This window comes from Desulfovulcanus ferrireducens (assembly GCF_018704065.1).
GTDB classification, from domain to species: Bacteria; Desulfobacterota; Desulfovibrionia; order Desulfovibrionales; family Desulfonatronovibrionaceae; genus Desulfovulcanus; species Desulfovulcanus ferrireducens.
On sequence record NZ_JAGUQP010000042.1, the window covers coordinates 1 to 12,728 of the forward strand.

General features: G+C 43.7%; 10 protein-coding genes. 4 read left to right on the forward strand and 6 right to left on the reverse strand.

The genetic code is table 11. The features are described from left to right. The first annotated feature begins 499 nt into the window (after nt 1-499). Nucleotides 500-2,629, forward strand: a complete 2,130-nt coding sequence (locus KFV02_RS10945; RefSeq protein ID WP_252381595.1) for a DUF3536 domain-containing protein — start codon at nt 500-502, stop codon at nt 2,627-2,629. A 23-nt stretch (nt 2,630-2,652) separates the two neighbouring features. Here KFV02_RS10945 and KFV02_RS10950 read toward each other — a convergent pair whose 3' ends face one another. Both KFV02_RS10950 and KFV02_RS10955 read right to left on the reverse strand, forming a co-directional pair. Then, entirely contained in the window at nt 2,653-2,994 is a 342-nt protein-coding gene (locus KFV02_RS10950) for a hypothetical protein (protein ID WP_252381596.1), read from the reverse strand. A 133-nt stretch (nt 2,995-3,127) separates the two neighbouring features. Continuing rightward, the gene (locus KFV02_RS10955) at nt 3,128-3,565 is read right to left on the reverse strand and encodes a DciA family protein (protein WP_252381597.1); all 438 of its coding nucleotides are present in this window, start codon (nt 3,563-3,565) and stop codon (nt 3,128-3,130) included. A 231-nt stretch (nt 3,566-3,796) separates the two neighbouring features. Here KFV02_RS10955 and ahcY point away from each other — a divergent pair, with 231 nt between their 5' ends. Next, a complete protein-coding gene (ahcY, locus tag KFV02_RS10960) occupies nt 3,797-5,218 on the forward strand; it encodes an adenosylhomocysteinase (RefSeq protein WP_252381598.1) in 1,422 nt (473 codons plus the stop codon). A gap of 114 nt (nt 5,219-5,332) precedes the next feature. Here ahcY and metK read toward each other — a convergent pair whose 3' ends face one another. The 4 genes from metK to panC form a co-directional block, all read right to left on the reverse strand. Next, nucleotides 5,333-6,502, reverse strand: a complete 1,170-nt coding sequence (metK, locus tag KFV02_RS10965) for a methionine adenosyltransferase (RefSeq protein ID WP_252381599.1) — start codon at nt 6,500-6,502, stop codon at nt 5,333-5,335. Further along, the gene (locus KFV02_RS10970) at nt 6,499-7,161 is read right to left on the reverse strand and encodes a DUF502 domain-containing protein (protein WP_252381600.1); all 663 of its coding nucleotides are present in this window, start codon (nt 7,159-7,161) and stop codon (nt 6,499-6,501) included. Before KFV02_RS10970 ends, metK begins: the two co-directional genes overlap by 4 nt. After that, nucleotides 7,154-7,513, reverse strand: coding sequence for an aspartate 1-decarboxylase (gene panD / locus KFV02_RS10975; RefSeq protein ID WP_252381601.1), 360 nt, complete (start codon nt 7,511-7,513; stop codon nt 7,154-7,156). Before panD ends, KFV02_RS10970 begins: the two co-directional genes overlap by 8 nt. Nucleotides 7,514-7,589: 76 nt before the next feature. Continuing rightward, entirely contained in the window at nt 7,590-8,438 is an 849-nt protein-coding gene (gene panC / locus KFV02_RS10980) for a pantoate--beta-alanine ligase (protein WP_252381602.1), read from the reverse strand. A 130-nt stretch (nt 8,439-8,568) separates the two neighbouring features. Between panC and KFV02_RS10985 the strand changes: the two genes are divergently transcribed. Further along, a complete protein-coding gene (locus tag KFV02_RS10985; protein WP_252381603.1) occupies nt 8,569-9,795 on the forward strand; it encodes a (Fe-S)-binding protein in 1,227 nt (408 codons plus the stop codon). Nucleotides 9,796-9,896: 101 nt separating this feature from the next. Beyond that, nucleotides 9,897-12,401 (forward strand): preprotein translocase subunit SecA, encoded by a 2,505-nt coding sequence (gene secA, locus KFV02_RS10990; RefSeq protein ID WP_252381604.1) that lies wholly within the window; start codon nt 9,897-9,899, stop codon nt 12,399-12,401. The last annotated feature ends 327 nt before the right edge of the window (nt 12,402-12,728 follow it).

The following is a 12,728-nucleotide window of genomic DNA, read 5'->3' on the forward strand; positions in this document are numbered from 1 at the left end:
GACCAAAAGCTGAGTTACGGTGTCTTGATGCACCAGAAAGTTGAACGGTCTGTCACGCCTAAATTCTTATTTCTTTATCTCTTAAATTTGAAAACAGGTGATGTAAACATACGAGAAAGTTGAGTTATTAACTAGAACTTTGCCTTGATTTTGTTAAAAAGGCAAGGGTTGCTGACAGGGCTGCGCTTTCGTTATTTCTACCCTTGGCGTCTTTGCGTCTTGGCGCGAGAATTTTTGAATTTAGGTGTGTTTCCCTGGACCGGGCGCAAATTGTAAATCGAATTGACATAAAATGAGCTAAAGAATAGCAAAGGTTAATTCCTGATTATTCAGGAAGTCCTCAATTTGCTTCTCTATTCAGAGATGTTCCTGTAAAAAGTCAAAATATGCTATTTTGCTAAAATTGCTGGATACTTAACTTTTTAAAGTAGTTTAACATTCAACATAAAACATTCAACAATACCTGCAAAAATTTAGTTTTTGCAAGTATATCATAATTATGAAGCATTTTAAATCCCTTTGTATTCACGGCCATTTTTACCAACCCCCGCGTTTTGATCCCTGGCTGGAAGAGGTCTTGCCGGAAGGCAGTGCTGCGCCATTTGCTAACTGGAATGAGCGTATCGCCAGGGAGTGCTATGAACCTCTGGCCTTTGCTCGCAGGCTTAGTCACGATGGCAGGATTTTTAAAATTATCAACTGTTATGAATGGATTAGTTTTAATGTGGGACCAACTCTTCTCACCTGGATGGAAGATAGGGCTCCTCAGGTCTATGCTCGAGTAATCGAAGGCGATAAGAAAAGTGTGCAAAGGCTTGGTTTTGGTAATGCACTGGCCCAGTCTTATCATCATATAATTATGCCTTTGACCACTGATTTGGACAGGGATGTGGAAATTTCCTGGGCCATAGCAGATTTCGAGCATCGTTTTGGACGTAAGCCCGATGGCATGTGGCTGCCAGAAACCGCGGTGGACATTCCCACTCTGGAGGCCTTGGCCAGAGCAAAAATTGAATTTACCATTCTTGCTCCCAGGCAGGCTATGGCTGTTGCTGAGCTTAACAGTGAAGAGTGGACACCTGTGGATGAAACGAGCCTGGATACATCCCTGCCCTATTTAGTCAATTTACCTTCCGGAAAAACTATAGCAGTCTTTTTTTATAATGGTCCTCTGTCGCATGGAGTGGCCTTTGACGATTATTTAAGCGATGGTGAGGGATTTTGGCAAAAAATTACGTCTGATCATTTAGGGGGACTTTTGACTCTGGCCACAGACGGGGAGTCTTATGGTCATCATTTCAAGTTTGCAGAAATGGCCCTGGCCTATGTCATTGAGCAGGCTCTGAAAAAAAGAGACGGCATAGACCTGGTCAACCTGGCTTATTATCTTCAGCAAAATCCACCGCAAAAAAAAGTAAAAATCAGGGAAAAAACTTCCTGGAGTTGCGTTCATGGGCTAAAACGCTGGCAGGATGATTGCGGATGTAGTGCTGGCAGGCACCCGGACTGGCGGCAGCACTGGCGAAGACCCTTGCGACGGGCTTTGAATTATCTCAAATATTATGTGGACGAGCATTTTAGACGCTTGGGCAGGGGATTATTTGAGAAACCCAATAAGGCCTTACTTGATTATGGGAAGTGTCTATGCGGAATGATAGAGCAGGAAGAATTTGCACATACGTATTTACGGTCCGGCTTTTCAAAAAAAGATATGAGCCGGGCTTTTTCTCTTCTGGAGATGCAACGCTTTGCCTTGGCCAGTTTTGCAAGCTGTGCCTGGTTCTTTGATGATATTGGCCGAATTGAGCCATTAAATAGTCTAAGTTGTGCCTTGCGCAGTATGGAGCTTATGCAGGATTTGGACGGACCTGACATTGAAGAGGGGGTTGTGCATATTTTAGAGGAAGCATTTTCCAATGACGAGGCTATAGGAGATGGCCGGCAGATTTGGATGACCCTGATTAAGCCAGGCCAGATGAGTAGAAAAAAGCTGGTTAACTTTGCTCTTACCCTGCGTAAAAACAATATCCAGCCTGATTTTAAGGGGGTTAAGTTCCTTTTTGAAAAGGAACATATGACCATTATCTGGCCAAAGCTGTTGAAAGAAGAAAAGGTTGAATTAGGGCCAGGAAAGTATGAAATATCTTCAAAAGTGCTTGGACCCAAACTAAATAAATTTTTACTTTGTGAGCTTGCCAGACAAAAACAGGACTGGTTGTGGTCAGGGCTGATAAAGGTAGGAGAAGAGTTGGTTCCTTATTTTCAGCAATGGGAAGAAGGACAAACAGAAGTTTTTGATCAGGTTAAAGATTTTCTCCCTGCACTGATTTTGCACCATATATTTTTTCAGGAGTTGGAACGGGAAAATTTTATTGATTATTTTAAAATGTTCTTGTCCGAAAATCCTTTTTGGCGACAGAAGATTTCCAGACAAGTTGAGGATGGTTTGTGGAGATGTTTTTATGCACAAGATTGGAGCCAGATGATTAGGCTCATGGAGCGGAGCAATAAACTCGGCTTAAGCCTGGATTTATTTAAAATCCAGAATGAGATCTGGAAGAAGGGAGTTAAAAATTTTGATGCTCGATTTTTGAGTATTTTCTTTTTTGACACGGCCTCATCGAACTGACGAGGCCGTGTTTTTATCTCGTTTTAAGCTGCAGCAAGACGCCGGGTCAGTTTCTTCAAGTTGTGGATTTTTCGACGCAGCTTTTCCCGTTCTGCCCGCTTAGACTTTGGCAAGGCCAGCTTCTGGGCTCTTAATTCCTTGATTTGCCTCTTGAGGTCTCTGATTTGAGCTTTGTAGGGAGATGTTTTGTCATCAGCATCATCAGAGATTCCTAAAACTTCTTTAATGGCTGCCAGTAGCTCATCTTTATCCATTCCAGAGGCACCAGTAATCTGAGGAATCTTGTCCATGGCCAATTGGCGCAGTTCCTTAGCGGTCATTTTGTCTAGTGGTTTCTTGAGCTCTAATTTGATCTCTTCACTCATGTCTAGTCCTCCTAAAGAGTTTAAAGTGTAAAGTTTAGAGTTTTTTGCGGAATTGTGCTTCTTGAGTATGGTTTCTTACGTTAAAAAGCATGATTTTCCGACTTTATTGAGATGATTGCCATAACTCTAAACTTTAAACCTCAAACATAGATATATATTTTTTATAGCATTTATAAACGGGCGAATCTTTTGGTAATTTATCCAACAATTTGCCTAGATTTTGGGGCTTTTTTAAAGATCGTTGTCTGACCGGTGTTATGACTAATTGTTGATCCAACGGGGTTCTGCCCTTTATCAGCTCGAAGCGTATCTTGTCAAAAAAAGGTTGGTCTAAAAAATCATTGACCCTTTCCAAGATTTGGGGGGCAAAGAAATTCATTTCCTGGATGACTATAGAATCGTCTGCCCCTAAAATAAGGGTGTGTTGCTTATGCCCTAAGGGTCTGATCAGGTCCGCTAGTTTTGACCCAACGACCTCTGACCAATTGTTCCAGAGCTGAGCCAGGCGAAAGTTGTTTTTAATTTCCTCACTGGAAAATTGTTTTTTTAATGCTTCGGCAAAGGATCGCATTTTTTATACTAACCCATTTAATTGTTGAATGCTTAAGTTTAAAAATTGAGACAATTTTTATTATTTGTCAACTACCATCACAATTTTCACTGTGAACATTTTTTTTATTTTTTGTTTTACAATGTGACAATTGTTCAAATCCGACTTGAGTTTTTAGTGAGATGGCGATAGAAAATTTTTTATCAATGGATTCTCAATAATGATAATTAATAAATAACTAGGGAGGAATTAATGGTTTTAAAATTAGATCCAACTTTGGAGTATAAGATTGCTGATATTGGTCTGGCCGAATGGGGGCTGAAAGAAATGGCTCTCTCAGAGAATGAGATGCCAGGCCTTATGGCATTGCAGGAAAAGTATGGTCAAGAAAAGCCCTTAAAAGGGTTAAAGATCATGGGCAGTTTGCACATGACCATTCAAACGGCCATGCTTATTCAGACTTTATACAAATTGGGCGCTGATATTCGCTGGGCTTCCTGCAACATTTTTTCTACCCAGGATCACGCGGCAGCGGCAGTAGTGAAGAAGGGGTATGCCAAGGTCTTTGCCTGGAAAGGAGAAACTTTGGAGGAGTACTGGTGGTGTACCGAGCAAGCCTTGACCTGGCCGGATGGTTCCGGTCCGGATTTGATCGTGGATGATGGTGGAGATGCCACCTTGTTTGTACATCAAGGGGTAAAGGTGGAAAAGAACCCTTCGCTTTTGAATGAGAAACAGGACAATAAAGAGTTTCAGATAGTGATGGATCGTTTGGCTGAGAGTTATAAAAACGATCCCCAAAAATGGACACGTATAGCAAAGAATATTCGCGGGGTTTCAGAGGAGACCACCACTGGTGTACACAGGTTGTATCAGATGGAGAAAAATGGCGAGCTCTTATTTCCGGCTATAAATGTTAATGATTCCGTTACAAAATCAAAATTTGACAATATTTATGGCTGCCGTGAGTCTCTGGCTGATGGGATCAAAAGGGCCACTGATATTATGCTTGCAGGAAAGGTGATCGTGGTTTGTGGTTATGGAGATGTGGGTAAGGGTTGCGCTCAATCCATGCGCGGCTACGGGGCCAGAGTACTGATAACAGAGATTGATCCTATTTGTGCCCTGCAGGCTGCTATGGAAGGATATGAAGTAACCACAATGGAGGAAGCCGCTCCAATTGGAGATATATTTATTACGGCTACGGGTTGCTGTGACGTTATTCGCGGTGAGCATATGGAGCGGATGAAAGATGAGGCCATCATTTGTAATATCGGCCACTTTGATTCAGAGATAGAGATGAGTTACCTGGAAAATAATCCCAAGTGCAAGAGAATTAATATCAAACCCCAGGTGGACAAATGGATTTTGGAATCAGGCAGGTCTATAATCGTCCTGGCCGAAGGACGGCTTGTCAACCTGGGTTGTGCCACAGGGCATCCCAGTTTTGTCATGAGTAACAGCTTCACCAACCAGGTGCTGGCTCAGATTGAATTGGCCAAAAATAAGTATGAGCCTAAGGTGATGGTTTTACCTAAAAAACTGGATGAGGAAGTGGCCAGGCTCCATCTGGAGCGGTTAGGGGTAAAACTGGAACGGTTAACCCCAAAACAGGCAGAATATCTAGGCGTGCCAATTGACGGGCCGTACAAGCCAGAACATTATCGCTATTAGATTAATGGGGAAGGGTAGAAACGAAGAAAGGGGGAAGCCTACTATTTTTTTACTCGGCTTTCCCCTTTCTTCGTTTCATATCTCTCTGTTATCCCGCGAGTATCCGCGTCATTATTATATCTTACAGGCTGTTCTCAAATCATCAACAGCATCGGTCTTTTCCCATGTAAAATCCACATCTTCTCGCCCAAAATGACCATAGCAGGCTGTTTTCTTATAGATGGGCCTTAGCAGGTTAAGACGTTCTATGATGTAATAGGGGCGGAGATCAAAGACTTCTTTAACCGCTTTGGTTAAAACATCATCCGGTACTTGACCTGTGCCCCAGGAAGTGACCAGAACAGATACTGGTTCAGCTACACCAATGGCGTAGGCAATTTGGACTTCACACTTATCAGCCAGTCCGGCAGCTACGATATTTTTGGCAATATACCTGGTCATGTAAGCAGCTGAGCGGTCTACCTTGGACGGATCTTTACCGGAAAAGGCACCGCCACCGTGGTTTCCCATGCCTCCATAGGTATCCTGGATAATTTTTCGTCCGGTAAGGCCGCAGTCGGCCAGAGGCCCGCCAATGACAAAGCGGCCAGTGGTATTGATAAAAATACGCAAGTTTTCATCCAGCATGTCTTCTGGCAGAACCTTGAAGATAACTTCTTCTTTGACGGCATCTACAAGGTCTGCATAAGATATATTTTCATTGTGCTGGCAGGCAATGACCACATTGTCTATCCGGGTTGGTTTACCGTTAATGTATTCTACGGAAACTTCTGTTTTGCCGTCGGGTCTCAAGAAATCCAGGATATTGTTTTTGCGTACGTAGGCCAATCGCCTGGATAATTTATGGGCGTAGTAAATAGGAGCAGGCATCAATGTCTTGGTTTCATTGACTGCAAAACCAAACATCATGCCCTGATCTCCTGCACCCTGCTCTTCTGGTTTTTGTCGGTTTACACCCCTGGCAATATCTGGCGATTGCCTGTCTATGGATGAGATAACAGCACATGTTTCATAGTCAAAACCTACATCTGAGCTGTCGTAGCCGATTTCTTTGACTGTCTCTCTGACAATCTGGGGAAATTCAGCAAAGGCAGTAGTGGAAATTTCTCCGGCTATAAAGGCCAGACCAGTGGTGACCAAGGTCTCACAGGCCACGCGCGCCTGAGGATCTTGCTCCAATATTACATCCAGCACAGCATCAGAAATTTGGTCAGCCACCTTGTCCGGATGGCCTTCGGTCACTGATTCCGATGTAAACAAATAGCGGTCACTTGCGACGATCATTTGTCTCCTCCTTGATTGGGGTCTTCGGGATTTATTATCCCACCTGAGATAAGCAGCTTAAACGAGTCCTCCACGCTCATGTCCAGAGGAATGACATCTTCTTCCGGAACCACCAGGTAATACCCGGATGTGGGGTTGGGGGTAGTGGGGACATAGACATTTATTACTTTTTTTTGGGTTTTTCGTTGTAACTCACCCACGGCCACTCCTGTTACATAAGCCAGTGAGTAAACACCATCGCGGGGAAATTCAACAAGGACAACCCGTTTAAAGTCTTTTCCCGCGCCATTGACGAGAGTTTCTATCAGTTGTTTTACTGAGGTATAAAATTTGTTTATGAAGGGGATTTTGTTGATGATCCTCTCCCATAACGAAACCAGTTTACTCCCCAAATAGTTGCGGACCAGGAAGCCTGTAATGATCAGGAGAATAACCAGGACGATAACTCCCAATCCGGGTACTGGAAAAGGCAAGAAGTTTTCTGGCCGATACTGGGCTGGAATGATGAGCAAAATCTGGTCAAGCCACTTTATAAGAATTTTTAAAAAGTAAAAAGTGGCCGCAATGGGGGTTAGAAAGAGAAGACCCGCAATGAGGTTAGTTTTTAAAAAGTCCTTGAATCGGATAAAAATATTTGGGTTTTCATTTTGTTTAACCACGGACAAACCTCTTGATTCTGTTTTGGTTGTCAACAAAGACAAGTTTGGGAGTGTGCGCCTGGATCTCAGAGGGCTCTAGTTGAATATAAGAGGCTATGATTACTTTTTGCCCGGCTTTACCTTTGTGGGCTGCCGCCCCGTTTAAACAAATTTCACCTTTTTGACCTCTGATAGCATACGTGGTCAACCTTTCTCCGTTGTCGACATTATAAACATCAACTTGTTCAAAAGGCAAAATGCCTGCAGCCTCCATCAGTTCCGGACAGATAGCGATGCTGCCCTCATATTCGACATTGGCACCGGTGAGGGTGGCGCCGTGAATTTTAGATTGTAAAAAGGTTCTTAAAGCCATATTAATTCTCCGTAATTCGTGATTCGTAATGGATGATGAGTCTAACTTGGTTAGTTTTTTGCTTTTTTATGCTTAACTAAACACGAAGTACGATATTGTCTATCAGTCTGGCGTGGCCAAGAAAAATGGCCACAGCCAAGAGGGTTGGTTGATCTATCAGAGACACGGGAGTCAATTGTTCCGGATGGACCAGTTCAATATAGTCTATTTTGCCTGAAGGTAAGTTTTTTTTGTAAAATTCTTTCAGTGCGTTTTTGATTGTTTCAGCCTGCACATGAGTCTGTTTAACCATAGTCTGGGCCATTAACAAGCCTTTATAGATAAAAGAGGCCTGTTTTCGTTCAGCGGGTGTTAAATAGGTGTTTCTGGAGCTCATGGCCAGTCCATCTGGTTCGCGTACAATAGGCCTGCCGACTACCTCTATAGGAAGATTCAAGTCTTTGACCATGCGTTTGATAATTGTCAACTGCTGCCAATCTTTTTGTCCAAAGACAGCCAGATGAGGTAAGGTCAGGTTAAACAGTTTGCAGACAATAGTGGCCACCCCCCGAAAATGGGTGGGCCGGGCCTTTGCGCACAGATTTTGTGCCAGATCCGGGACCTCAACCCAGGTGCAATGGCCTGGTAGATAAAGGGCTTCAGGCTTGGGAGTAAACAGGATATCGACTTTTTCTTTTTGGGCTAGTTTTTTATCCCGGTCCAGATCGCGCGGATAGGCTTCAAGATCCTCATTTGGTGCAAACTGGGTAGGATTGACAAATAAGGAGACTATGAGTTGTTCACAATTTTGTCTTGCCCAGCGCATCAGGCTTAAATGCCCTTCATGAAAATAGCCCATGGTGGGCACGAGAGCAATTTTTTTACCCTGGCTTCGCAGGTCAAGACATATATGCTGCAGTTTGTGCACATCACTTATTATTTTCATAAGCAACTTTTTTTAAAAACATTAAAGTTTAAGTGATAGATTAGATTTTGTCTAGTGATATTTAACTTCTTGAAATTGTTAACTATTTGACTCTCTAGTCAATGGGACATAAATAATGTAAAAAAAGATTATGATTAAGGCAACGGGTATTTATTCTTTTCAAACGGTCAGCGAGGCTAAATGTATTCAATGTGCCCGCTGCCTGGAGGTGTGTCCTGTATTTTTAGCCACCAATGCCGAGGAATTGAGTCCGAGGGCCAAGGCGGTCATGTTACAGAATTTGGATTTATTGTCCAGGTATATGACTCGCGAGGTTCGAACCTCTGACCCTCGACTACTAAATAAGGTGCGAATGTTAGCAGGCCTCTGTGCCGGTTGTGGCAAATGTGCCCGGGTTTGTCCACAGCAAGTTGATGTTCCGGGACGCTTATCTAAAATAAAGTCCGAGTGTTCCGGTTGGAGGGCCTGGATATGGGCCAGGTTAGTCAAATATGGTTTTTTGCTGCCCAAGGCGTTGCCTTTGGCGGCTACAGAACGCGTTCTTGGTCCGTTTTTACCGGCAGGGAGGAGAAAATACCTGACGGCAATATCCAGGGGCGAAACAGTCAAGCCCTGGCTGAAAATAGAAATGTCGAAGGTCACACAAGGTTTAAGCCGTGAGGCCTCTGTTGCTGAGAGAGAGGATGTAAAAAAAGTAGTTGTTTTCCCCGGTTGTCTTGGGCGTATTTTTTGGCCCCATTTACTTGAAAAGGCAGAAAAGCTCCTCAAGGGCCTTGGTTATCAACTTTTGCCAACACCTGACTGGGCCTGCTGTGGCTTTACCTTCAAGGGGGCCGGCTTACTAAACGAGCAAAAGAGATGCCAGGAAATAAATTTTGCTCTTTGGAAAAAGCTGGGACAACCCAAGATTGTTACTTTTTGTGCTACATGCGACCATGGGTTAAAAGATATATTTGATACGAATTTTTCAAAGTTTAAGGAGAGCATTGTATCTTTTGAGGGGTTAATAGATTATGCTACCTGGACGCTTGATGGGGATAGGCCGGAGCATATTTTGTGGCACAGGCCCTGTCATGCAAGAGAAGGCGAAGCCAGGCTCTGGCAGGAGAAATTTGAGAGTGCCGGAGTGAAGTTAACTTTAAATGAGGAGTATTGTTGTGGTCTAGGTGGTAGTTTACAAATCGAAGCCCCGGATTTAAGCAGGCAAGTAAGTACTTTATTTTGGCAAAATTTAGATATAAATGACGGCACGGTACATATCCTTTCGTCCTGTAATGGGTGTGTGTTGCAGCTTAAAGCTACCAAACCGGATAATATGCGTGTAAGTCATTGGCTCGAGGTTATAAGGACTGAGTAAAAGAAAATAAGAAGTTGAGAAGATAGTTTTTACCGCCGTGGAAGTTTCTGACTTCCCTGTTTTCTAACTTCCCAAATTACTTATATTCAAGAGGTAAAGATATGTTTGGAATGATTGTAAAGAAGCTTTTTGGAACCAAGAATGAGCGATATTTAAAAAAACTTCAGCCCATCGTAGCCAGGATTAATGACCTTGAGCCGGAAATACAAGGGCTTAGTGATGATCAGTTGAAGCAAAAAATAGCTGATTTTCGTCAGGAAGTGAAAAATGGCCGCAAATTAGATGAAATTTTGCCCGAAGTCTTTGCCATTGTCCGCGAGGCCTCCAAGCGGGTTCTTGATATGCGTCATTTTGATGTTCAGCTGATAGGTGGAATTGTCCTCCATGAGGGCAAGATTGCAGAGATGAAGACAGGTGAGGGTAAGACTTTGGTGGCCACTTTGCCTGTAGTGCTTAATGCCTTGACCGGTAGAGGTGTCCATGTGGTCACGGTGAACGACTACCTGGCCCAGCGTGATGCCGAGTGGATGGGCAAACTCTATAATTTTTTGGGGTTGTCCGTTGGAGTCATAGTACATGGTTTAAGCGATGAGGAAAGGAAAGAGGCCTACGCAGCAGATGTCACCTATGGGACAAATAATGAGTTCGGGTTTGACTATCTCCGGGACAATATGAAGTTTTACCCGGAACAACTGGTCCAGCGGGAACTCTACTATGCCATTGTGGACGAGGTGGATTCTATCCTCATTGATGAGGCCAGGACTCCTTTGATTATTTCCGGGCCGTCTGAAGAGTCCACTGCTCTTTATGTGCGTATCAATAACATTATCCCCAGCCTGAAGAAAGAAGAGCATTTTACCATTGACGAAAAGGCCAGGTCAGTGACCCTGACCGATGAGGGCGTCCAAAGAGTGGAGGAGATTTTAAAAATAGATAACCTGTTTGATCCGCGCCACATTACTTACCAGCATCATATTCTCCAGGCTCTCAAGGCCCACTATCTGTTTAAGCGGGATGTGGACTACATAGTTAAAGATGGCCAGGTGATTATTGTGGATGAATTTACTGGTCGTCTTATGCCCGGGCGTAGGTATAGCGATGGTTTACACCAAGCCCTGGAAGCCAAAGAGGGGGTTAAGGTAGAGGGAGAGAACCAGACCTTGGCCTCTATTACTTTTCAGAATTATTTCCGGATGTATGAAAAATTGGCTGGAATGACAGGTACAGCTGATACTGAAGCGGTTGAATTCAAGCAGATTTATGATTTGGACGTGATAGTTATTCCTACGCACAAGCCCATGATTAGAAAGGATTATCCTGATGTAATTTATAAAACCCAGGAAGAGAAATACAGGGCCATAGCTGAGGAGATTAAAGAACTGCACTCCAAAGGCCAGCCAGTACTGGTGGGTACTACCTCCATTGAAAAGTCTGAGCTATTATCGCGTATGCTCAAAAAAATGCGCATCCCTCATGAGGTGTTAAATGCCAAGCATCATGAAAAGGAAGCTGAAATCGTGGCCAAGGCCGGTGAAAAGGGCAGGGTGACCATTGCCACCAACATGGCAGGCCGTGGTACGGATATTGTCCTTGGACCTGGTGTTCGCGAATTGGGAGGTTTGCATATCCTGGGCACGGAAAGGCATGAGAGCAGACGTATTGACAATCAGCTTCGTGGCCGAAGTGGTCGTCAGGGAGATCCTGGTTCGTCCAGGTTTTACCTTGCCCTGGACGACGATTTGATGCGTCTGTTTGGCTCGGACCGCATTGCCTCGCTGATGGATAAACTGGGTATGGAGGAAGGGCAGCCTATTGAAAACAAGATGATCTCCAAGGCCATTGAAAACGCCCAGCGCCGGGTAGAAAACCATAATTTTGAAATCCGAAAGACACTTTTGGAATATGATGACGTCATGAATCAACAGCGGGTGGCTATATATGCTCAGCGCCGGGAAATAATGATGGCCGAAGAACTGGATGATATTATCCAGGAATTTGTTGATGACCTCCTGGATGAAATTTACGCACCAATAGATGAAGCTGGCAAAGAAGGTCCGGATGAAGAAACCAGGCAAATGGTTTGGTCTAAACTGGATGATATTTTTGGTCTAAAAAAGGTTATCGAAAAAGATGAGTTGCCTGATCGCGAACAGGCCAGAGAAGGTGTCCTGCAGATTCTCAACAAGTTAAAAGAGGATGTCGGGGAACAATATCAGGAAGTGCTCCGCTTTTTTCTTTTGGAGAGCCTGGATAGGAATTGGAAAGAGCATCTGTTGAATATGGATCACCTCAAAGAGGGGATAGGTCTTCGCGGATATGGGCAAAAGGATCCCAAACAGGAATATAAACGCGAAGGATTTGAGCTTTTTCAGGACATGCTCTTTCGTATCAAAGAGAATACCCTGCGGGCTTTATGTCATTTGCGTATAGAGACCAAGGTAGAAGAAGAGGAGTTCAAGCACAGAGAACAGGAAGATTTGCAATATGTTGGCGGTGATGATCAGCCTAAAAAGAAACCGATAAAGCGTAAAAGCCCAAAGGTCGGGCGCAATGAACCTTGCCCATGCGGGAGTGGTAAGAAATATAAAAAGTGTTGTGGACGGTAAAGAAAAGAACGAGTGATTGGGAGCAATCTTTTCTTAAACCTAAATTTAGCGATTTTTACCCAAAGGGAGAGATTGCCACGGGCAGTTTCGCTGCCCTCGCAGTGACAATCCTACCCCTGTCATTGCGAGAGGAACGAAGTGGAGCGAAGCAATCCCAAACTTTAAACTGCAAAAAAACGCTGAATTTAGTTAGGGTTAAAAAACTCAACTTTCTCGTATGTTTACATCACCTGTTTTCAAATTTAAGAGATAAAGAAATAAGAATTTAGGCGTGACAGACCGTTCAACTTTCTGGTGCATCAAGACACCGTAACTCAGCTTTTGGTC